19 protein-coding genes are annotated in these 21,298 nt (G+C 69.0%); 17 read left to right on the top strand and 2 right to left on the bottom strand.

What is annotated here, in order from left to right; all coding sequences use genetic code 11:
- Positions 1–12 precede the first annotated feature (12 nt).
- The 7 genes from J2X65_RS06945 (at position 13) to J2X65_RS06975 (ending at position 7,161) form a co-directional block, all read left to right on the top strand.
- Positions 13–1,356: a cytosine deaminase gene (locus J2X65_RS06945; protein WP_310199661.1), complete on the top strand. Its 1,344-nt coding sequence runs from the start codon at positions 13–15 to the stop codon at positions 1,354–1,356.
- Entirely contained in the window at positions 1,353–2,759 is a 1,407-nt protein-coding gene (locus J2X65_RS06950) for an FAD-binding oxidoreductase (RefSeq protein WP_310199662.1), read from the top strand. The genes J2X65_RS06945 and J2X65_RS06950 overlap by 4 nt, the downstream gene beginning before the upstream one ends.
- Positions 2,760–2,846: 87 nt before the next feature.
- A complete protein-coding gene (locus J2X65_RS06955) occupies positions 2,847–3,467 on the top strand; it encodes an NAD(P)H-dependent oxidoreductase (protein WP_310199664.1) in 621 nt (206 codons plus the stop codon).
- Positions 3,468–3,567: 100 nt separating this feature from the next.
- Positions 3,568–4,056: a MarR family transcriptional regulator gene (locus tag J2X65_RS06960; protein WP_310199666.1), complete on the top strand. Its 489-nt coding sequence runs from the start codon at positions 3,568–3,570 to the stop codon at positions 4,054–4,056.
- Positions 4,057–4,284: 228 nt separating this feature from the next.
- Positions 4,285–5,289: a 2-hydroxyacid dehydrogenase gene (locus J2X65_RS06965; RefSeq protein WP_310199667.1), complete on the top strand. Its 1,005-nt coding sequence runs from the start codon at positions 4,285–4,287 to the stop codon at positions 5,287–5,289.
- Positions 5,290–5,297: 8 nt separating this feature from the next.
- On the top strand, positions 5,298–6,065 hold the full coding sequence (locus J2X65_RS06970) for an AprI/Inh family metalloprotease inhibitor (protein ID WP_310199669.1): 768 nt from the start codon (positions 5,298–5,300) through the stop codon (positions 6,063–6,065).
- A 259-nt stretch (positions 6,066–6,324) separates the two neighbouring features.
- Complete coding sequence (locus J2X65_RS06975) at positions 6,325–7,161, top strand: alpha/beta hydrolase (protein ID WP_310199671.1); 837 nt, start codon at positions 6,325–6,327, stop codon at positions 7,159–7,161.
- A gap of 266 nt (positions 7,162–7,427) precedes the next feature.
- Here J2X65_RS06975 and poxB read toward each other — a convergent pair whose 3' ends face one another.
- Positions 7,428–9,161, bottom strand: coding sequence for a ubiquinone-dependent pyruvate dehydrogenase (gene poxB / locus J2X65_RS06980; RefSeq protein ID WP_310199673.1), 1,734 nt, complete (start codon positions 9,159–9,161; stop codon positions 7,428–7,430).
- A 337-nt stretch (positions 9,162–9,498) separates the two neighbouring features.
- Here poxB and J2X65_RS06985 point away from each other — a divergent pair, with 337 nt between their 5' ends.
- The 7 genes from J2X65_RS06985 (at position 9,499) to J2X65_RS07015 (ending at position 16,000) form a co-directional block, all read left to right on the top strand.
- Positions 9,499–10,944 carry an ATP-binding protein gene (locus tag J2X65_RS06985; protein ID WP_310199675.1) on the top strand — a complete coding sequence of 482 codons (1,446 nt, stop codon included), beginning with the start codon at positions 9,499–9,501 and terminating at the stop codon, positions 10,942–10,944.
- Positions 10,941–11,600: a response regulator transcription factor gene (locus tag J2X65_RS06990; protein ID WP_310199677.1), complete on the top strand. Its 660-nt coding sequence runs from the start codon at positions 10,941–10,943 to the stop codon at positions 11,598–11,600. Before J2X65_RS06985 ends, J2X65_RS06990 begins: the two co-directional genes overlap by 4 nt.
- Positions 11,601–11,725: 125 nt before the next feature.
- Positions 11,726–12,085 (top strand): response regulator, encoded by a 360-nt coding sequence (locus tag J2X65_RS06995; RefSeq protein WP_310199679.1) that lies wholly within the window; start codon positions 11,726–11,728, stop codon positions 12,083–12,085.
- A gap of 258 nt (positions 12,086–12,343) precedes the next feature.
- Positions 12,344–12,862: a DNA starvation/stationary phase protection protein gene (locus J2X65_RS07000; RefSeq protein ID WP_310199681.1), complete on the top strand. Its 519-nt coding sequence runs from the start codon at positions 12,344–12,346 to the stop codon at positions 12,860–12,862.
- A gap of 61 nt (positions 12,863–12,923) precedes the next feature.
- Complete coding sequence (locus tag J2X65_RS07005) at positions 12,924–13,436, top strand: redoxin domain-containing protein (protein ID WP_310199683.1); 513 nt, start codon at positions 12,924–12,926, stop codon at positions 13,434–13,436.
- Positions 13,433–13,960 (top strand): DsbA family protein, encoded by a 528-nt coding sequence (locus J2X65_RS07010; RefSeq protein ID WP_310199685.1) that lies wholly within the window; start codon positions 13,433–13,435, stop codon positions 13,958–13,960. The genes J2X65_RS07005 and J2X65_RS07010 overlap by 4 nt, the downstream gene beginning before the upstream one ends.
- A gap of 228 nt (positions 13,961–14,188) precedes the next feature.
- On the top strand, positions 14,189–16,000 hold the full coding sequence (locus J2X65_RS07015; protein ID WP_310199687.1) for an ATP-binding protein: 1,812 nt from the start codon (positions 14,189–14,191) through the stop codon (positions 15,998–16,000).
- A 72-nt stretch (positions 16,001–16,072) separates the two neighbouring features.
- Here J2X65_RS07015 and J2X65_RS07020 read toward each other — a convergent pair whose 3' ends face one another.
- Positions 16,073–16,963 (bottom strand): LysR family transcriptional regulator, encoded by an 891-nt coding sequence (locus J2X65_RS07020; protein ID WP_310199689.1) that lies wholly within the window; start codon positions 16,961–16,963, stop codon positions 16,073–16,075.
- Positions 16,964–17,134: 171 nt separating this feature from the next.
- Here J2X65_RS07020 and J2X65_RS07025 point away from each other — a divergent pair, with 171 nt between their 5' ends.
- The 3 genes from J2X65_RS07025 (at position 17,135) to J2X65_RS07035 (ending at position 21,295) form a co-directional block, all read left to right on the top strand.
- On the top strand, positions 17,135–18,349 hold the full coding sequence (locus J2X65_RS07025; RefSeq protein ID WP_404977675.1) for an MFS transporter: 1,215 nt from the start codon (positions 17,135–17,137) through the stop codon (positions 18,347–18,349).
- A 139-nt stretch (positions 18,350–18,488) separates the two neighbouring features.
- Positions 18,489–19,703, top strand: coding sequence for an HlyD family secretion protein (locus J2X65_RS07030; RefSeq protein WP_310199690.1), 1,215 nt, complete (start codon positions 18,489–18,491; stop codon positions 19,701–19,703).
- A gap of 5 nt (positions 19,704–19,708) precedes the next feature.
- Positions 19,709–21,295 (top strand): MFS transporter, encoded by a 1,587-nt coding sequence (locus tag J2X65_RS07035; RefSeq protein ID WP_310199692.1) that lies wholly within the window; start codon positions 19,709–19,711, stop codon positions 21,293–21,295.
- Positions 21,296–21,298: the final 3 nt, after the last annotated feature.

Below are 21,298 nucleotides of genomic sequence, written 5' to 3' on the forward strand. Positions count from 1 at the left end.
GGAGCTGAAGCCATGAAAGCCGCCCTGCGCGCCGCCTTCCTGGGCCATCCGCCCGATGCCTATGTGCTGGTCGGCGTGCGCGCGCCTGCGGTGCTGGTGCCGGAATTCATGCGCGATTTCGCCGCCCGGCCCGATGCGGAAGGGCTGGTGCAGTTCGATCTGTTCATCGCCGAGGGCACGATTGCCGGCCTGGCTCCGCATGGCGCCGACAACCACCCGCTGCCGCGGCTGGAACTCGACGGCGCGCTCGTCCTGCCCGGCCTCGTCGACGCCCACACCCATCTCGACAAGGCGTTCATCTGGCCGCGCCGTCCGAACCCGGACGGCAGCTTCGCCGGCGCGCTCGCCGCCAACACCGCCGATCGGGAGCAATGCTGGAGCGCCGAGGATGTCGGACGCCGCATGGATTTCGCCCTGCGCTGCGCCTATGCGCACGGCACGGTGGCCATCCGCACCCATCTCGATTCCATCGGCCCGCAGACCGCCATTTCCTGGCCGGTCTTCGCGGAAAAGCGCGCGCAATGGGCGGATCGCATCGCCTTGCAGGGCGTGGCGCTGGCGCCGGTGGAGCTGGTGCTGGACGATGCCGAGTTCGGCGCGCTGGTGGCGGCGGTGACCGGCTTCGGCGGCGTGCTCGGCACCTTCACCTATCTCGCGCCCGGCATCCAGAACGGCCTCGACCGGCTGTTCGAGGCCGCCGAGCGCCACGGCCTCGACCTCGATTTTCATGTCGACGAAACTCTCGACCCCGCCGCCCATTCCCTCGCGCTGATCGCGCAGACGGCGCTCAGGCGCCGCTTCGAGGGCCGCATCCTGGTCGGCCATTGCTGCTCGCTGTCGCGGCAGGAGTCCGCTGCCGTCGAGCGCACGCTCGATCTGGTGGCCCGCGCCGGCATCGCCGTGGTCTCGCTGCCCATGTGCAACCTCTACCTCCAGGACCGCGCGCCGGGCCGCACGCCCCGCGCCCGCGGCGTCACCCTGCTGCACGAGATGCGGGCCCGCGGCATTCCGGTGATGGTGGCGAGCGACAATGTGCGCGATCCCTTCTACGCCTATGGCGACCTCGATCTCGTCGAGGTGTTCCGCGAGGCGGTCCGCATCGCCCATCTCGACCACCCGCTGGGCGACTGGCCGGACATCGTCACCGCCCGCCCCGCCGCCGCGATGGGCCTGGCCGGCGCCGGCCTGTTCCTGCCCGGCGCGCCGGCCGACCTGTCGCTGTTCCGGGCCCGCAGCCTCAACGAGCTGCTGTCGCGCCCGCAGGCCGACCGCCTGGTGCTGCGGGGCGGCGCGATCATCGACACCACGCCGCCGGATCCTGCCGAACTCGACGACCTGATGGATCAGCCCCGATGAGCGACCGTTACGACCTTGCCGCCCTGAAGGCCCGCCTCGACGGCATCCGCCTCGAGGACAATCCCGCCCTCGTCCGCCAGAAGAGCCGCGATTTCTACTGGTATTCGCCGGTCCTGAAGCGCCAGCTCGACGCCACGGTCGCCGACATCGTCGCTCATGCCACCTCGCAGGACGAGGTGATTCGCATCTTGTCGGCCTGCGCCGAGCTGGCGATCCCGGTGACGCCGCGCGGCGCCGGCACCGGCAATTACGGCCAGGCCATGCCGCTGGCCGGCGGCGTGGTGCTGGATCTGTCCGGGATGAACCGCGTCCTCGACATCGGCCCCGGCCATGTGGTGGCGCAGGCCGGCGCCATTCTGGCCGAGATCGACGCCGCCACCCGCAAGGCGGTCGGCCGCGAGCTGCGCCTGCACCCGTCCACCTACCGCACCGCCTCCATCGGCGGCTTCATCGCCGGCGGCTCCGGCGGCGTCGGCTCGATCATGTGGGGCGGGCTACGCGACCTCGGCAACATCCTCGGCCTCACCGTCGTGACGATGGAGGCCGCGCCGCGCGTGCTCCGCCTCACCGGCGAGGAGGTCGGCAAGGTCGCCCATGCCTATGGCACCAACGGCATCATCACCGAGGTCACCATGCCGCTCGCCCCGGCCTATGCCTGGGTGGAGGCGATCATCGGCTTCGAGGATTTCGCCGCGGCCTGCGCCTATGCGAATGCGCTGGGCGAGCAGGACGCGCTGGCCAAGAAGCTGGTCAGCGTCGTCGCCGCGCCGGTGCCGCAGCTCTATTTCCTGCGCCACAAGCCGTTTCTGCCCGATGGCAAGCATGTGGTGCTGGTCATGGTCGATGCGCTCGCCATCGATGCCTTTGCCGCCTTTACCGCCCGTCATGGCGGCGAGACGCTGTTCCGCTCCGACCTGGTGCCGGCGGCGAGGCAGGCCGGGCTGCCGCCGCTTTACGAACTGGCCTGGAACCACACCACGCTCAGGGCGCTGCGCGTCGATCCGGCGGTCACCTATCTGCAGACGCTCTATCCCTTCCCGCACCAGCTCGATCTCGTCGCCCGCATCCATGCCCGGCTCGGCGCCGAGGTGCCGGCGCATCTCGAATTCGTCCGCTTCGACGGCAAGATCACCTGTTTCGGCCTGCCGCTGGTGCACTTCACCACCGAGCAGCGGCTGGAAGAAATCATCGCCCTCCATGAGGAGATGGACGCGGTGGTGTTCAACCCGCACCGCTACACGCTGGAGGAAGGCGGCATGAAGCAGACCGACGCCGTGCAGCTCGCCTTCAAGCGCGAGGCCGATCCCGCCGGCCTGCTCAACCCGGGCAAGATGATCGGCTGGGAGAATCCGGAATTCGACCTTGCCTCCGGCCGCGTTTATCTGTTCCAGGGGCTCGGTTGAACGGCGTTTGCCCGAGCAAGCCATTTGCCGAGCAAGCCACCTTGCCGAGCAAGCCGTCCAAGCAAGCCATCTGCCTGAGGAACCCATTTGCCTGAGAAAACCACGCGCGCGCTCATCGTCTTCTGCCACCCGGTGCCGGACAGCTACGGCGCCGCGCTCCGCGACGCGGTGCTGCGCGGCTTGGACAGGGCCGGTATCGAGGCCGACCTCATCGATCTCTATGCCGATGGTTTCCAGCCGGCGCTCTCCGAGGAGGAGCGGCGCAATTATCACACGCTGGGGCTCAACCGGCTGCCGGTGGCCGATCATCTCGATCGGGTGAAGGCCGCCGACGCGCTCGTCTTCGTCGCCCCCACCTGGTGGTATGGCCCGCCGGCGATGCTGAAGGGCTGGCTCGACCGGGTGCTGGTGCCGTTCGAGACCTTCGGCATGCCCAGGCCGTACCGGCCGCTGGAGCGCCACCTCACCAACATCCGGCTGATCGCCGCGGTCTCCACCCTCGGCTCGCCGTGGTTCTGGTGGCGGTGGATCGGCCAGCCGGGCCGCCGCATCCTGCTCGATGGCATTGGAGGGATCATCCATCCCCGCGCGCCGAAACTCTGGCTGGCGCTGCACGGCATGGATTCGGTGAGCTTCGCCAAGCGCACCGCCTTCCTTAGCCGGGTAGAGGAGCGCTTCGCCCGGCTCAGAATTTCGCGTCCGGAGTAAGATTTTGACGAAATCGGCGTTTACCGCCATCCTCCTGTCATGACACGCTGTTTTTGCTGCAACAATGGTTGTTGCCGCCATGCGGTCGACGGGACGCCCCATGAAGGACGGGTTCGACAAGAGCATCGGTCTTCGCCTGCAACACGCCGCACGCCTGCAGCGCGCCCTTGCGGCACGGCGGCTTCAGGAACTCGGTCTGTTCCCCGGTCAGGAAACCGTTCTGAAACTGCTGTTCGACACGGACGGCCGCACCATGTCGGAACTGGCGGGGGCATTGCGCGTGCGCCCGCCCACCGCCTCCAAGACAGTGGGCCGGCTGGCGGCGCAGGGTCTGCTGGTTCGCAAGGCCTCCGACGCCGACGCCCGGCTGGTGCGCGTCCACCTCACGGATGAGGGTCGCAGCCGTGCCGGCGCCATCGACGAGATCTGGGACTCGCTCGAAGACACCATGACCGGCGGCATTGACGGCAAGGACCGCAAGCGCCTGCGCAAGCTGCTGCGGCGGATCGAGAAGAACCTCTCCGCAAAGCTCGGCGCCGAGGATCCCGATCTCGACGAGCAGGCGGACGAGGTCGAGGAGCCGGCGTAGCGGCGTTCGGCTGCATCGCTTCCGAACCGACGGCCCCTCCTCCTCCGGCGGCGTGAGCCGCTTGCTTGCGCCTCCGAAAGTCGTCCACTTGCGATCCACAGGCTTGTCCACAGCCGCGCCCGCCGATCGGCGGTCTCCCGCCGGCGGGGCCATGGCGAGCCTGCCTAAGACGGATTGCCAGCGCCGGTGCTTTGGTGACGAATAGCCGCCGACGCGAAGGAGCCTGACATGTCCGAATCCGAGACCGCACGTGCCGCCGGCCGCATCGAGCTGCTGCAGACCGGCCCGCTCATGCCGATGATCGAAACCCAGCTCGCCGAGCATTTCGTCGTGCATCGGCTCGATGGCGAGGACGGCGATGCCGTGCTGGCCCGTGTCGGCCCGCGCATTCGCGCCATCGCCACCGGCGTCGGCGCCACCGCGCGGCGACGGGTCACCGCCGAATTGATGGACGCTTTGCCGAATCTCGAGATCGTGTCGAATTTCGGCGTCGGCTACGATTCCGTCGATGCCGCCGCCGCCGGCACCCGCGGCGTCGTCGTCACCAACACCCCCGGCGTGCTCGACGACGAGGTCGCCGACCTCACCCTGGCGCTGCTGCTCGCCGCCATTCGCCGCCTGCCGCAGGCCGAGCGCTATCTGCGCGCGGGAAAATGGCCCGGCGGCGCCTTCCCGCTCACCGCGACGCTGCGCGACCGCTCCATCGGCATCGTTGGCATGGGGCGCATCGGCCAGGCGATCGCCCGGCGGCTGGAAGGCTTCGGCCGTCCCATCGCCTATCACAGCCGCCGTCCCGCCGCCGATGTCGATTATCCCCACTATCCCGAGTTGCTCGCCCTCGCCGGCGCTGTCGACACGCTGATCGTCATCGTGCCCGGCGGCGCGCAGACGCATCACATGATCAATGCCGAGGTGTTGAAGGCCCTCGGCCCGCGCGGCGTGCTGATCAATGTCGCGCGCGGCTCGGTGGTGGACGAGCCGGCGCTGATCGCCGCGCTGCAGGACGGCACCATCATGAGCGCCGGCCTCGACGTCTTCGCCCATGAGCCGAACGTGCCGGAAGCGCTGATCGCCCTCGACAATGTCGTCCTGCTGCCGCATGTCGCCTCGGCGACGCAGCTCACCCGCGACGCCATGGGCCAGCTGGTGGTCGACAATCTTCTCGCCTGGGCTTCGGGCCGGCCGCCGCTGACCCCGGTGGCGGAGACGCCCTGGCCGCCGGCCAGGGCCTGAGGCGTCCCGTGAGGAGCCGTCGCCACCTCTGCGCCGCGCTGCTGCTCGCCGGTCTGGCAGGCGCCGGGGCGCCGCCCGCCATCGCGCAGGAAGCCGAGACGCCGGACGCGTCGCCGGTGCAGGAGACGCCGGCACAGGTCGCCAGGCGGCTGGCGGACAATTATCAGCTCACCAATGCCGATGGCGACCGCATCTGCCCGCTCGCTCTGGCGACGAAGGCCGTCCGGCCGCCGGCGGGGGTCGATCATCCGCTGTTCGGCCTCAACCTCGACCGCGCCGCCTGCGCCGAGCAGATCACCTTCGCCACCGACATCGCCTCCTGGTCGCCGGGGCCGGGGGATTCGATCCGCCTGCACGCCGCCTCCGGCCGGCTGGTGGCGGAGTTCACCGAGGGTGCCGGCGGCACCTGGGAAGCGCTGCGCGAGCGCGACGGCGTCTATTTCCTGGTCAATCCGCGGCTGGCGCAGGCGGCGCCGCTGGCGCAACCGGCGGATCTGTTCGGTCTGTGGCGGCTGTCGCGCGGGCCGGACACGCCGTTCTGCACCGTGATGCTGGACGAGCAGCCCTTCGGCGACGGCGACTATCCGCTCGCCCCCGACGATGGCTGCGGGCCGCTGCTCGGCCCGGTCGCGCCGGAGCGCTGGCGGCTGGAGGCCGGCGACCTGCTGCTGCTCCGCGACAAGGGCGAGCCCCTGCGCTTCGCCGCGCAGGAAGACGGCAGCTGGCTGAAAGTGCCGGAGGACCGCACCTCTCTCATGCTCTCGCGCAGCCCATAGGCGGCGGCGCAACCGGCCCTCGCCAGCCATCACGCGGCCACCGGGGAGGCTTCGGCGGGTGTGGTGCCCCGGCACCGCGCGCGTAAAGGAGGCGCGAATGTGCGGCCGCGTGGCACGCGGTCGGGCGTTCGCGATAACATGCATGCTTTCGTCACTTACCGGTCGCCGCTGACGCCCTATCTGTCAGCCCGCGACAGCTTTCCTGCCTGCGTAGGGCCTGCTGCCACCGTTTTCACCGCCAGATCGAAGGATCGCAATCATGCCTTTCGTCACCACCAAGGACGGCGTCGAGATCTTCTTCAAGGACTGGGGTCCGAAGGACGCCCAGCCGATCATGTTCCATCATGGCTGGCCGCTGTCGTCCGATGATTGGGACGCGCAGATGCTGTTCTTCGTGCAGAAGGGCTACCGGGTCGTCGCCCATGACCGCCGCGGCCATGGCCGCTCGGCGCAGGTCTCCGAAGGCCACGACATGGACCACTATGCCGCGGATGCCTTCGCGGTGGTCGAGCATCTCGATCTGAAGAACGCGGTGCATATCGGCCATTCCACCGGCGGCGGCGAGGTCGCCCGTTATGTGGCGAAGCACGGCGAGCCGGCCGGCCGCGTCGCCAAGGCGGTGCTGGTGTCTGCCGTGCCGCCGCTGATGGTGAAGACCGAGAGCAACCCCGGCGGCCTGCCGATCGAGGTGTTCGACGGCCTGCGCGCCGCCCAGGCGGCCAATCGCGCGCAGTTCTTCCTCGATCTGCCGACCGGCCCGTTCTACGGTTTCAACCGTCCGGGCGCCAAGATTTCCGAAGGCACCATCCGCAATTGGTGGCGCCAGGGCATGATGGGCAGCAACAAGGCCCATTACGAAGGCATCAAGGCCTTTTCCGAGACTGACCAGACCGAGGACCTCAAGGCCATTTCGGTGCCGGTGCTGGTGCTGCACGGCGACGACGACCAGATCGTGCCCATCGACGCCGCCGGCCGCCAGTCGGTCAAGCTGGTGCAGAACGGCACGCTGAAGGTCTATCCGGGCTTTCCCCATGGCATGCTCACCACCCATGCCGACGTGCTCAACCCGGATCTGCTCGCCTTCATCCAGAGCTGAACCGCCCATCGCCGAGCCGGCCACGGCCGGACGAACCTGCGGCGCGGCGCGCCCTCCCGGCATGCCGCGCCGTTCTGCGTGGCGATGCCGGCACCGCCTCGGGTCCGGCCACGTCCTCGGCGAACGGCACGCGCCATGCATCGCCATAAGCAATCGCCATAAGCAATCGCCATAGCAGCGGGGCGTCTTCCCACCGGAAGACGCCCCGCCGTCCTTCGCCTCATGTGTCGCGCGCGGATCGTCTGCCGCGCGCAGATCGTCGCGCTTCAGCGCGACAGCAGGTTGGTCTTGGCGAGGTCGAGCACCTCGTCGCCGCGCCCGCTCATCACCGCCCGGATCATCCACAGGCCGAAGCCCTTGGCCTGCGCGAGCTCGATGGTCGGCGGCATGGAGAGCTCCTGCGTCGCGGTGACGACATCGAGCACCGCCGGCCCGTCATGGGCGAGCACCTCGGCCACCGCCGCGGGCAGATCGCCGGGGTCCTCCACCCGCACGCCATGGATGCCCATGGCGCGGGCCATCGCGGCGAAATCGGGGTTGTCGAGATTGGTGCCGATCTCGACAAAGCCGTTCGCCTTCATTTCCAGCGCCACGAAGCCGAGCGTGCCGTTGTTGAAGATCACCACCTTCACCGGCAGCTTTTCCTGCTTGAGCGTGATCAGGTCGCCCATCAGCATGGTGAAGCCGCCATCGCCGGAGAGCGAGATCACCTGGCGGCCCGGCTGCGACGCCTGGATGCCGATCGCCTGCGGCATGGCGTTGGCCATCGAGCCGTGCACCAGCGAGCCGACCATCCGCCGCTTGCCGTTCATGGCGAGGTAGCGCGCCGCCCAGATGGTCGGGGTGCCGACATCGAAGGTGAACGCCGCATCCTCCGCCGCCGCCTCGCTGACCAGGCGCGCGAGATATTGCGGATGGATCGGCTTGCGGCCCGGCGTGCCGGTCGCGAGGTCGTCCAGCCCCTTGCGCGACTTGCGATAGCGCGCCACGGCGTCGTCGAGATGCAGCCGGTCGTCCTTGGTGGCGATCATGGGGATCAGGGCCTCCAGCGTCGTCGCGACATCGCCGACGAGGCCGAGCTCCAGCGCGCAGCGCCGGCCGAGCTGCTCGGGGCGGATATCGACCTGCGCGATCTTGATGCCGGTGGGCAGGAACTGCTTGTAGGGAAAGTCGGTGCCGAGCAGCAGCAGCGTGTCGCAATCGTGCATCGCCTCATAGCCGGAGGCGAAGCCGATGAAGCCGGTCATGCCGACATCGTAGGGATTGTCGTATTCGACATGCTCCTTGCCGCCCAGAGCGTGAACGATCGGGCTCTTCAGCTTTTCCGCCAGTGCCATCAGCGGTTCATGCGCGCCGGCGCAGCCGCGCCCGCAGAACAGCGTGACGCGCGCGGCGGCGTTGAGCAGTGCCGCGAGCCGGTCGATCTCCTCATCCGCCGGCTTCACCACCGGCACCGGCGGCTTGAGGCCGGCGGCGGCGGAAACCGGCCGCTCGGGGGCGGGCTTCAGCGCGATATCGCCCGGTATCACCACCACGGCGACGCCGCGCCGGCCGAGGGCGGCGCGGATGGCGTTCTCCAGCACGAAGGGCATCTGCGCCGGGTCGGACACCAGCTCGCAATAGACCGAGCATTCGCGGAACAGGTTCTGCGGATGCGTCTCCTGGAAATAGCCGCCGCCGATTTCCGAGGAGGGGATCTGCGCCGCGATGGCCAGCACCGGCACCCGCGAGCGCTGCGCGTCGAACAGGCCGTTGATGAGGTGCAGGTTGCCCGGCCCGCAGGATCCGGCGCACACCGCCAGCTCGCCGGTGATCGCGGCCTCGCCGGCGGCGGCGAAGGCGGCGACCTCCTCGTGACGCACATGCACCCAGTCGATGGCATCGGTCCGGCGGATCGCCTCGGTCAGGCCGTTCAGACTGTCGCCTACCACGCCGTAGATCCGCTTGACCCCGATCTGGGCCAGGGTGGTGATCGTCAGATCGGCGATGTTCCGGCTCATGGCATTCCTCATTCATCGATGGGTGTGGAATCGGGCGGCACACCTCGATGCGAGGTATGGCCTTTTCCCGTGACTATCGACGATCTAACCTTCGGCTCAATTCTACGTCTGCTCGCTTCAGCATACGATCAGTCGATGAAAAACATACGTTTGTATAGGCTTGCGGGAGCGGGAATTTGCTAGCATGCGGCATGATTTGTGCCCTTGCCCCCTTCGGGCGGATACTGCGTTCCGTCTCGCCGCGTCATTCCTTGGCGCGCCCTGCCTTCACGCGCCGCGCGCGCCCGCATCCCGTCGCCGCGCACCCGGCTTGCCGGCCGGGCGGTGGAGTGTTGGCGTGACAGCTCGGCTCGCCGCCCTGTTCCGGCCCGGCCGAACGCTGCTGCCGGTGCTGGCGGCGCTGCTCGCGGCGATCATCTTCGCCATCGACACGTTGACGTCGCTCGATATCGCCATCGCCGTGCTCTATGTCGCGGTGGTGATGCTGGCGGCCGACCGCCTGACCCCGCGGGGCATCCTGCTGGCCGGCACCGTCTGCATCGGGCTGACCGCGGCGAGCTTCCTCGCCGTCCATGGAGAGGGCAACGAATTGCAGGCGGTGATGCGGGCGATTGTCGCCATCGTCGCCATCGTCATCGTGACCCTGCTGTCGCTCCGCTACAGCCGCTCGACCGAAACGCTGCGCGGCCAGGCGGCGCTGCTGGACCTGACGCACGACGCCATTTTGGTGCGCGACGATGACGACACCATCCTCTACTGGAATCGCGGTGCCGAGGAGCTCTATGGCTGGTCCGCCGGCGAGGCGGTGGGGCAGAAGACCACCGAGCTGCTGCGCACGGTGTTTCCCTCCAGCCGCGAGGCGGCAACCGAGCAGCTGCATCGCGACGCCCGCTGGGAAGGCGAGCTGCGCCACACCTGCAAGAACGGCACCCATGTCCTCGTCACCAGCCGCTGGTCGCTGCACCGCGACCCGCAGGGCCGGCCGATGGCGACCATGGAAACCAATAACGACATCACCGGCAGCAAGCGGGCCGAGGACCGCCTGCTCCAGGCCCAGGCGGAACTCGCCCAGGTGACGCGGGTGGCGACGCTCGGCCAGCTGATGGCCTCGATCGCCCATGAGGTGAACCAGCCGCTGGCGGCGGTGGTCACCAATGGCGAGGCCGGTCTGCGCTGGCTGCGCCGGCCGGTTCCCGATGTCGCCGAGGCCGTCGCCTCGGTCGAGCGGATGATCGCCAATGGGCGCCGGGCCAGCGACGTGGTGGCGCGGCTGCGCGCGCTGTCGCGCCGCGACGAACTCCGCCACGAGCCCATCGCCCTCAACGAGCTGATCGAGGAAACGCTCGGCATCATCGAGCGGGAGCTGCACCGCCATCGCGTCCAGCTGCGGCTGGAGCTGGCGCCGGGATTGCCGCAGGTGAAGGGCGACCGGGTGCAGCTTCAGCAGGTGCTGATCAATCTCGCCATCAACGCGGCGCAGGCGATGGACGGGCTGGCCGGCGGCCGGCCGCTGGTCGTGGCATCCCGGCCGGGACGCGACGAGGCGGGCGAGCCGGTGGTCGAGGTCGCGTTCACCGATCGCGGCATCGGCGTCGCCGCCGAGGCCCTGCCACGGCTGTTCGAGCCGTTCTACAGTTCCAAATCCCAGGGCATGGGGCTGGGGCTGTCGATCTGCCGGTCGATCGTCGAGACCCATATGGGCCGCATCGAAGCCACCCCCAACGCCGGTCGCGGAATGACGTTCCGCGTCCTCCTGCCTGCGCTCAAGGAGCCGACCCCGTGATTGCGACCTCCCCGCCGCGCCGCGCCGCATCCGAGCCGACCGAACCGCTGGTCATCGTGGTCGACGACGACCAGCCCCTGCGCGAGGCGCTGTCCAGCCTGTTCCGTTCCATCGGCCTCGGGGTCGAACTGTTCGGCTCGGCGGCGGAATTCCTGGCGGCGAAGCTGCCGGATGTCCCGCGTTGTCTGGTGCTCGACATCCGCCTGCCCGGCGTCAGCGGCCTCGACTTCCAGGCGCAGCTGGCGCGCAGCGAGCGCAACATGCCGGTGATCTTCATGACCGGCTATGGCGATATACCGATGACGGTGCGGGCGATGAAGGCGGGGGCGGTCGACTTCCTCACCAAGCCGTTCCGCGACCAGGACATTCTCGACGCCGTCTCGGCGGCGATCGAGCAGGACCGCGCCCGCCGCCTCGCCGACCGGGCGGTCGCCGGCGTGCAGGAACTCTACGAGACGCTCACCGCGCGCGAGAAGGAGGTGATGGCGCTCGTCACCTCCGGCCTGATGAACAAGCAGGTGGCGGCGGAGATCGGCCTCAGCGAGATCACCGTCAAGATCCACCGCGGTCACGTGATGAAGAAGATGGGCGCCCGCTCGCTCGCCGATCTGGTGCGCATGGCCGAGACCCTCGGTCTTGCGGCACCGAAGAGATAGATGACGCAAACCTTCATATAATTTCGAAACTCACGGTGCTGACGCTATAGAAGATGACGAGAGGCGCGCGGTCGGTACGCGTCCCGATCAGCAAGAAGGAAGCAACCATCGTGAGCCAGACCGCAATGATCTCGATCATCGATGATGACGAGTCGGTGCGGACCGCGACCGCCAGCCTGGTGCGCTCGTTGGGTTTCGATACCAGTACCTTCGCGTCGGCCGAGGATTTTCTCCATTCGCCGCGGCTGCTCGACAGCGATTGCGTCATCACCGATGTGCAGATGCCCGGCATGAGCGGCGTCGAGCTGCAGGCCCGTCTGCGCCAGGGCGGCCACCGCATGCCGCTCATCTTCATCACCGCCTTCCCCGAGGAGCGCCTGCGCCGCCAGGTCACGGCTTCCGGTGCCGTCGGTTTCCTCAGCAAGCCGTTCGACGGCAGCGAGATGATCGCCTGCCTCGACGAGGCCCTCAGCCGGACGGCCTGACTTTCCTCCTTCCGCGGAGGCGCGGGGTCGAGGGGCCGCCACGACTTGCCCCGTGGCAGGGATGCCCCCGGCGGGGAACCTCCAAACTCATGTATGATGCCGCCAACCGAACGGCCGATTTCCCGGGCCGGAAGGCGGGTCTAGCGTCGCCTGCATCGGATATCCCGCTACCGGTGGCGGCCATCGGCCGATGCGGCGGGCTCCGCGGCGCGCCAACGCCACCCTACTGAATTCAACCGCCTGATTGGAGAACGTGCCATGACCGACATCCCGGCGAAGACGCGCCAGATCGCGCCGCTCCGCACCCCCACCGATCTCGGGGCCGACGCCACGCGCGACATCGCCGCCGCGCTCACCACTCTGCTGGCCGATGTGTTCGCGCTCTACCTCAAGACCAAGAACTTCCACTGGCATCTGTCCGGGCCGCATTTCCGCGATTACCACCTGATGCTGGACGAGCAGGGCGATCAGATCTTCGCCATGACCGACGATATCGCCGAGCGCGCCCGCAAGGTCGGCGGCACCACGCTGCGCTCCATCGGCCATATCGCCCGGCTGCAGCGGATCGCCGATAACGACGCCGAATATGTGACGGCGCAGGACATGCTCGCCGAGCTGGCGCAGGACAACCAGCAGCTCACCGCGGCGCTGCGCTCCACCCATGCCGTCTGCGACGAGTATAACGACGTGGCCACCGCCAGCGTGCTGGAGAACTGGATCGACGAGACCGAACGCCGCACCTGGTTCCTCTACGAGTGCACCCGCTCGAACCATTGAGCGCAGGTCCCTTCGCGCCGGTGCCGCAGGGCACCGGCAGCGGTCCAGTGGAGACAACCCGATGCCTGAAGCTTCCTCTCCCGCTGCGGTGCTGCAGCCCGGCGCGCAGGCTCCCGCCTTCACTCTGCCGGCGACGCCCGACCAGCAGCTTTCCCTCGCCGATCTGAAGGGTCGTCCGGTCATCCTCGCCTTCTATCCCGCCGATTGGAGCCCGGTCTGCGGCGACCAGATGGCGCTGTACAATGAAGTGCTCTCCGAGTTTCACCGCTATGGCGCCCAGCTGGTCGGCATCTCCACCGACGGGGTGTGGTGCCACGCCGCCTTCGCCGCCGAGCGCAAGCTGCATTTCCCGCTGCTGGCCGATTTCGAGCCCAAGGGCGGGGTGGCACGCCGCTACGGCGTCTATCGCGACCATGACGGCACCTCGGAGCGGGCGCTGTTCGTCATCGATGGCGACGGCGTGATCCGCTGGAGCTACGTCTCGCCTCTCGGTCTCAATCCCGGCGCCGATGGCATCCTCGACGCGCTGGATCGGCTGGTCGAGCAGAACAGCTCGGCGGGAGCCGCGTCATGAGCACGCTCAAGCCCCCCGTCGGCCCCGGCGACCACAGCCAGGGCCCGGCTGCCGCGCCGGTCACGCTGGTCGAATATGGCGATTACGAATGCCCCTATTGCGGCGAGGCCTATCCGGTGCTCAAGGCGGTGCAGCAGGCCATGGGCAACCGGCTGCGCTTCGTGTTCCGCAATTTCCCGCTCACCGAGCAGCATCCCCATGCCGGACGCGCCGCCCAGTTCGCCGAGGCGGCGGCTGCCGCCGGCCGCTTCTGGGAAGCGCACGATCTTCTCTATGAACGGCAGGACGCGCTCGACGACGCCAGCCTCCACGCCTATGCGCGGGCGATCGGCCTCGACGGCGCGCATCTCGTCGCCGCCTTCGAGGGGCGGTACGACGACAAGATCCGCCAGGATTTCTCCAGCGGCCTGCGCAGCGGCGTCAACGGCACCCCGACGCTGTTCATCAATGGCGTGCGTTATGACGGCCCGCGTGACGTCGACAGCCTTGTGGCGGTGTTGCGGGCGGCGGCGGAGCCGGCATAGCGAGGCGCGCCGGCGCTCCAATCATACCTTCGCACGGGGGATAGGGAGCGCATTTGCCGATGACATGTCGTGCACGATCTTTATAATGGAGCCAAGTTGACCTCACGTAATATGGCTCCCTAGTTCCGGATGCGAAGACAAGCAGCGCCGAGCGTTCTGGCATTGAGATGTCGCTATGCCGGAGCCGCCGCTCTGGCCGCGGCGATCTTTGCCATCGACACTTTCACCATGCTGAGCAGCGCCGTCGCTGTCCTGTATGTGCTGGTACTGATCCTCATCGGCGACACCGCGTCGGAGCGCGCCATCCGCGCGACGGCGGTCGGCTGCATCGCCCTCGCCCTCTTCAGCTTCTTATATGGGCATGGCGAGTATTTCTCTGTCGATACCATACTGCGCCTGCTGTTCAGCCTGGCGGCGATCGGCGCCACCGCCTTCATCGTCCTCAAGCGCTATGCCGACCAGCAAACCGTCGCCTCGCAGGCGGAACTGCTCGACGTCTCCAGCGACGCCATCTTCCTCACCGACACCGCCGGCCGGGTGGTCTACTGGAACCACGGCGCCGAGGTCCTCTATGGCTGGAGCTTCGCCGAGGCTCATGGGCAGGATTCGCATGCCCTGCTCGCCTCGCACTATCCGCAGTCGCGCGATGCCGTCCGCGCCGCCCTGGCGCGTGACGGTTCGTGGGAGGGCGAGATCACCCAGATCACCCGCGACGGGCGCACCATCCATGTCTTCAGCCGGCTGCGCCGGCGCACCGAGCCCGGCCGCTATCAGGGCACCACGCTGGAGACCAATACCGACATCACCCAGCGCAAGGCCGATATCGAGGCCCTGAGCCAGAGCGAGCAGCGCTTCCGCACCATCTTCGAAACGCTGGCGGTGGCGATCTGGGAACATGATCTGCGGCCGGTGAAGGCGGAGCTCGACGCGCTGCGGGCGCAGGGCGTCGACGACCTCGCGCTCCATTTCACCCAGCATCCGGAGCTGCTGCGCCGCATCCGCGCCAGCGTCCGCGTGACCGATGTGAACAGCACCGGGCTGCGGCTGATGGGGGTCGCCTCGAAGGAGGAGTTCTTCACCCATCTCGACGGGTTCCTTACCGATCCCGACGAGGATTTCATCGGCTTCCTCCTCGCGCTCGATTCGGGTGCGCCGCATTACCAGGGCGAGGCCGGCATCCGCACCCACCAGGGCGAATTGCTGCGCGTGCTGGTCGCGTTCAACTTCCCGCCGCCGGAACTTCTGGACCGGGTGCAGGCCAGCGTGCTCAACATCACCGAGCGCATTCGCGTCCAGGAGGCGCTGCAGCGCACCCGCAGCCAGCTCGACCACGCCCTGCGCGCCGCCACCATCGGCGAGGTCTCCGCCTCCATCGCCCATGAGATCAACCAGCCGCTCGCCGCCATCTCGGCCTATGCCGCGGCGGCCAGCCGCTGGATGGACCGCGATCCCCCCAACCTCGCCGAGGTCCGCGCCTCGCTCGATGCCGCCGGCGAGGCCGCCCGGCACGCCTCGCAGGTGGTGCGCCGGGTGCGCTCCTTCATGACCAAGCTCGAGCCGGAACGCACCCGCCTCGACGTCGATTCCCTGGTCGAGGAGGCGATGCGGCTGGTGCAGCACGAGATCGCCGCCCATGGCGTGGCGCTGACGCCGACGCTGGAGGCCGACGGCCTCGCGGTGGAGGGCGATCGCATCATGCTGCAGCAGGTGCTGATCAACCTGATCACCAACGCCGTCCAGGCGATGCACGCACAGCCGGCCGGCGAGCGCCGCATCGCCGTTCGCACCTGGCGTATCGGCGGAAAGGTCGGCATCGAGGTGCGCGATTCCGGGCCGGGCTTCGCCGCCGAGGCGGCGCAGAAGGCCTTCGAGCCGTTCTTCACCACCAAGGCGGGCGGCATGGGCCTCGGCCTCGCCATGTGCCGCACCATCGTCAACGCGCATGACGGCGAGATCCGCATCGATCCGCCCGATGGTGTCTGGGGCGGCCAGATCTCGATCACCCTTCCCGGCGCCGGCCGCACCCTGCTGCAGGGCTGAGCTCGCCTGCAGCGGCGGGAAGCGGCCGGCAGGGAAGCGGCCGTCAGGGAAGCGGCCGTCAGGGGGCGGACGTCACCCTGCCGCCGCCTCGGCCTTCAGCCGGCGCGCCAGCGCCTCGATGAACAGCCGCACCTTGGCGGGCACCAGCCGCCGCGTCGGGTAGACCGCCCAGATGGCCAGCGGCTCCGGCTCGGCATCGGCGAGGGGCACCGGGCGCAGCAGCCCGCGCGCGACGTCGTCCCTGAGGTTCCAGTCCGACAGATTGGCGATGCCGAGGCCGCCCCGGCAGGCCTCGTGGATGGCGTCGATCGAATTGGCGGAGAACCGCCCCGCCACCTTCACCCGCCGGATCGCGCCGCCGACCCGGAAGCTCCAATGCGGCGCCGCGCTCACCGTCAGGCATTGGTGCCCCGCCAGTTCGGCGAGGGTCGCCGGCGCGCCGTGCCGGTCGAGATAGGCCGGCGCCGCCACCAGCCGGCGCGGATTGTCGGCCAGCCGCTGGGCGATCAGGCTGCTGTCGTCCAGCGGCGCGATGCGGATCGCAAGGTCCAGCCCCTCGGCGACGATGTCGACCAGGCTGTCGGAGAGCTGCAGGTCGATGGTCACCCGCGGATGCGTCGCCATGAATTCCGCCGCCAGCGGCGCCACCACCTGCCGGCCGAAGGCCAGCGAGGCGCTCAGCCGCAGCAGGCCGCTGGCGCCGTCCTGCCGGCCGCGCACGCTGGCCAGCGCCGCTGCGCGCTCCTCCAGCAGCGTCTCCGCATGCGGCAGAAACGACAGGCCGTCATCGGTCAGCGACAGCGAACGGGTGGTGCGGTGCACCAGCCGCACCCCGAGTTCCTTCTCCAGCCCGGCCAGCAGGCGCGTGGCGTTCATCGGCGACAGCCGCAGCCGCCGCGCTGCCCCCGCCAGGCTCCCCGCGGAAGCGGTCTCCACCAGAACGGCCAGGGCGGCGAAATCCATTACATCAAGATCCGATATAATCGTGCATCACGACAAGACACTATATCAAATCCCGCCGAACACTATTTTCAGCACAACCGACAACGCACCGTCGCGCCCGACCTCGGAGAACCCGCCCGCGCCACCCGCGCAGGCCGGGCATCCGGCGCCGGGCGCGCAGGAGATACCATCATGACCACGCAGAAAAGCGTGCTCGAAAGCGTGCACGCCCACACCGCGCCGACGCCGGGCGTCCTCGGCCTTGGCACCACCTTCGCCATGGCGGCCGCCGCCGGCGTCGCCGTGGCCAACATCTATTACAACCAGCCCATGCTCGCCATCATCGAGCAGGACCTGCCCGGCGCCGCCACCGCGGCGATCCCCACCGCGACCCAGCTCGGCTATGCCATCGGGCTGTTCCTGCTCGTCCCGCTCGGCGATCTCGTCGAGCGGCGCCGGCTGATCGTCGCGCAGTTCGTCGTGCTGGCGGCGGCGCTGGTACTGGCCGCCATCGCCCCCACCGGGCTGATGATCGTGCTCGCCTCGCTGGCAGTCGGCCTCGCCGCCACCGTGGCGCAGCAAATCGTGCCGCTCGCCGCCCATCTCGCCGCGCCGGAGCGGCGCGGCGCCACCGTCGGCACGGTGATGGCCGGGGTGCTGACCGGCATCCTGCTCAGCCGCACCCTCGCCGGCTTCGTCGCCACCCATGGCGGCTGGCGCGAAATGTTCTGGCTGGCGGTGCCGATGGCGCTGGCCGCCGCCGGGCTGATGGCGCTCACCCTGCCGCACAGCCGGCCGGATTCCACCCTGCCCTATGGCCGGCTGCTGCACTCCATCGTGCATCTGTGGAACGAGTTCCCGGCGCTGCGGCTGGCGGCGCTGACCCAGGCGGCGCTGTTCGCCGCCTTCACCGCGTTCTGGACCATCCTCGCCTTCCGGCTGGAGGAACCGCGCTTCGGCTTCGGCGCCGATATTGCCGGCCTGTTCGGCCTGGTCGGCGCGGTCGGCATCCTCGCCGCTCCGCTCGCCGGCCGCTTCGCCGACAGGCGCGGCGCCTCGCAGGCGGTGATGCTGGGCGCGGCGGTCACGCTGGCGTCGTGGCTGGTGTTCGGTGCCTGGGGCTCGCTGGCCGGCCTGGTGGTCGGGGTGATCCTGCTCGATTTCGGCATCCAGAGCGCGCTGGTCTCCAACCAGCACATCGTGTTCTCGCTGCGCCCGGCCGCCCGCGCCCGTCTGAACACCGTGCTGATGGGGGCGATGTTCCTCGGCGGCGCCCTGGGCTCCGGCACGGCGAGCCTCGCCTGGAACGCCGGCGGCTGGACCGCCGTCTGCGCCCTCGGCGTCGGCCTCTCGGCGGTGGCGACCGTGCTGCAGCTCGCGGCTCTGGCCCGCCGCCGCGCCGGGTGACATGCTCCTCCACCTGCCGTTGCGGACCCACACGCCGCCGACGGTTTGAAATGGATTTTGAAAAGCCCGCCGGCCCGATGATCGTCATGGTCACCGGGCCGGCGGTGCAGTGTCCGCCCGATGCAAGGCACCCGTGACCATGGCCGTCCAGACACCCCCCGATGAACCCGCGACCGGCCCCGCCGCAACCGGCCCGACCTCATCGAGCCCTGCCGCGCCGAGCCCCACCGCACCGAGCCCCGCCGCGCCGAGCCCCACTCCGTCAGCTGCGGCTCCGTCGGGCGACGAGGCGCCGCGCTCGCTCGGCGCCAGCCTGCGCCGGCTGTTGATCCCGCTGGCGGCGATCCTCGCCGTGGGCGGGTTGCTGATCTACACCAACGACCATTGGGGCGAATGGGCCAGCGACCAGCCGCTGCAATACACCGACGACGCCTATGTGCGCGCCGATGTCTCGACGCTCAGCGCCCGCATCAGCGGCAACGTGCTGCAGGTGCTGGTCGACGACTATCAGGCGGTAAAGGCCGGCGAGCCCCTGGTCGAGATCGATCCGGCCGATTACCAGGCCGCCCGCGACGGCGCGCAGGCGGCGGTGGAAGGGGCGCAGGCGGCGCTCACCAATCTGAAGAACCAGGAAGAGCTGCAACAGGCGGTCATCAACCAGGCGGAAGCGCAGCTGGTTTCGGCCAAGGCCGCCGAGGTGGAGATGAGCGAGGAGTTCGATCGGCAGCAGACGCTGGTGAAGGGCGGCATCGCCGGCACCGAGCAGAAGCTCCAGCAGGCCACCGCCAACCTCGCCAAGGCGCAGGCCGACGTCCGCTCCGCCGAGGCGGCGATCGAGGCGCAGAAGCGCCAGCTCGACGTGCTGACCGGGCAGGAGGGCACGCTGCGCGCCAATCTCGACGCCGCCAATGCCAATCTGAAGACCGCCGATCTGAAGCTCGGCTACACCCGGGTCGCCGCTCCCTTCGACGGCATCGTCGGCACCCGCCTGGTGCAGGTCGGCGACTATGTGAACATCGGCACCAACCTCATCGCCGCGGTGCCGATCCCCAATGTCTACGTCATCGCCAATTTCAAGGAGACGCAGCTCACCCACGTCGCGCCCGGCCAGAAGGTCGATATCACCGTCGATACCTTCCCCGGCCAGAGCCTGCGCGGAAGGGTGGAGCGCATCTCGCCGGCGAGCGGCTCGGTCTTCGCGCTGCTGCCGCCGGACAACGCCACCGGCAACTTCACCAAGGTGGTGCAGCGCATCCCGGTGCGCATCGCCATCGAGCCGGGACAGGCGCTGACCGATCGGCTGCGCGCCGGCATGTCGGTCGAGGCGAAGATCCACATCGACCGGGCGGAGTGACGTTGATGGCAGCCCTCGCCGCCGCCCCTCCCGCCCCGGCGCAGGACCGGCCCTATGGCCGGCCGGCCCTCGCCGCCGCCGCGGTGCTGCTCGGCTCCTTCCTCGTCGGCTTCGACACGCGGCTGTTCTCCATCGGCCTGCCGGACCTGCGCGGCGCCTTCCATCTCAGCTTCGATCAGGGCGCCTGGCTTTCCACCATCGCCACCGCGCCGCAGATATTCATCGCCCCGGCGGTCGCCTGGCTGGCGGCCACCTTCGGCGTCGGCCGGGTGCTGTTCTGGCCCAGCCTCGCCTATGCGGTGGTGTCGCTGATCATCCCCGAGGTGCGCAACTGGGAGACGCTGGCGATCCTGCACGGGCTGCGCGGCTTCATGCTCGGAATCTTCATTCCGGCGACGATCATGATCATCTTCCGCAACCTGCCGCTGAAATGGTGGGTGCCTGCGCTCGCCGTCTACGCCTTCCGCCTCGCCTTCTCGCAGAGCACCGGGGTGGCGATCGTCGGCTTCTACGAGACCCATCTGTCCTGGCAGTGGGTCTATTGGCAGGACGTCTTCCTCGCCCCGGTGATCGGCATTCTCGTGCGCCTCGGCTCGCCGGTGGAAAAGATCGACTTCGCCCTGCTGCAACGGGCGGATTGGGGCGGCATGGCGCTGCTCGGCACCAGCTGGGCGCTGGTCTATGTCGCGCTGGACCAGGGCAACCGGCTGGACTGGCTGCAATCCGGGCTGATCCTCACCTTGCTGCTGGCCGGCATCACCTTGCATCTCGGCTTCTTCGCCAACGAGCTGCTGGTCAAGGCGCCATGGGCCAGCCATCGCGTCATCGCCAAGCCCAACATCATCCTCGGCTTCCTGGTCATCCTCTGCTTCAACCTCGCCAGCATGTCGAACAGCCTGCTGGTGCCGAACTTCCTCTCCAACGTCGTCGGTCTGCGCCCGGAGGAGATCGGCGGGCCGATCGTCGTCGGCGTCGCGCTGCCACTAATGGTGGTCATGCCGGTCGCGGTGATCATGATCCGCCTGTTCGACGCGCGGCTGAGCCTGCTGATCGGCTTCCTCGCCTTCGCCGTCGCCGCGCATATGGGCACGCAGATCACCCATGAATGGTCGCCCTGGACCTTCCTGCCGATGCTGCTGATTCAGTCGGTCGGCCAGGGCTTCACCTTCCTGGCGGCGGTGGTGTACCTGCTCACCAATTCCGACCCCAGGCAGGCGACGGCCGTCGGCGCCTATATCCAGGTGCTGCGCCTCGGCGGCGCCGAGATGGGCATCAGCGTGATGACGACCTTCCTGCGCCATCGCGAGCAGCTGCATTCCTATCTGCTCGGCCTGCATCTCCCGGCCGACAGCTCCAGGGTCGCGGACGCGCTGCACGGCTTCACCGCGCCCTTCGCCGATGCCGGCGGCTCGGCACAGACCGCCGGCGCGCGCGGCGTCGCCAGCCTTGCCGGCCTGGTGGCGCGGGAGGCCAACGTGCTCGCCTATATCGATGGGTTCCAGCTCTGCTACTGGGGCGCGCTGGCCGGCATCGTGGTCGTCGCCCTGCTGGGGCAGGCCCCGCGCGGGCCGCTGAGCCCGCGCTATTACTGAGCC

The organism is Ancylobacter sp. 3268 (assembly GCF_031456575.1).
Classification (GTDB): Bacteria; Pseudomonadota; Alphaproteobacteria; order Rhizobiales; family Xanthobacteraceae; genus Ancylobacter.

Coding starts and splice junctions, on each gene's coding strand:
- J2X65_RS06945 (WP_310199661.1), top strand. CDS start 13: ATGAAAGCCGCCCTGCGCGCCGCCTTCCTGGGCCATCCGCCCGATGCC.
- J2X65_RS06950 (WP_310199662.1), top strand. CDS start 1,353: ATGAGCGACCGTTACGACCTTGCCGCCCTGAAGGCCCGCCTCGACGGC.
- J2X65_RS06960 (WP_310199666.1), top strand. CDS start 3,568: ATGAAGGACGGGTTCGACAAGAGCATCGGTCTTCGCCTGCAACACGCC.
- J2X65_RS06965 (WP_310199667.1), top strand. CDS start 4,285: ATGTCCGAATCCGAGACCGCACGTGCCGCCGGCCGCATCGAGCTGCTG.
- J2X65_RS06975 (WP_310199671.1), top strand. CDS start 6,325: ATGCCTTTCGTCACCACCAAGGACGGCGTCGAGATCTTCTTCAAGGAC.
- poxB (WP_310199673.1), bottom strand. CDS start 9,161: ATGAGCCGGAACATCGCCGATCTGACGATCACCACCCTGGCCCAGATC.
- J2X65_RS06995 (WP_310199679.1), top strand. CDS start 11,726: ATGATCTCGATCATCGATGATGACGAGTCGGTGCGGACCGCGACCGCC.
- J2X65_RS07000 (WP_310199681.1), top strand. CDS start 12,344: ATGACCGACATCCCGGCGAAGACGCGCCAGATCGCGCCGCTCCGCACC.
- J2X65_RS07005 (WP_310199683.1), top strand. CDS start 12,924: ATGCCTGAAGCTTCCTCTCCCGCTGCGGTGCTGCAGCCCGGCGCGCAG.
- J2X65_RS07010 (WP_310199685.1), top strand. CDS start 13,433: ATGAGCACGCTCAAGCCCCCCGTCGGCCCCGGCGACCACAGCCAGGGC.
- J2X65_RS07015 (WP_310199687.1), top strand. CDS start 14,189: ATGCTGAGCAGCGCCGTCGCTGTCCTGTATGTGCTGGTACTGATCCTC.
- J2X65_RS07020 (WP_310199689.1), bottom strand. CDS start 16,963: ATGGATTTCGCCGCCCTGGCCGTTCTGGTGGAGACCGCTTCCGCGGGG.
- J2X65_RS07025 (WP_404977675.1), top strand. CDS start 17,135: ATGACCACGCAGAAAAGCGTGCTCGAAAGCGTGCACGCCCACACCGCG.
- J2X65_RS07030 (WP_310199690.1), top strand. CDS start 18,489: ATGGCCGTCCAGACACCCCCCGATGAACCCGCGACCGGCCCCGCCGCA.
- J2X65_RS07035 (WP_310199692.1), top strand. CDS start 19,709: ATGGCAGCCCTCGCCGCCGCCCCTCCCGCCCCGGCGCAGGACCGGCCC.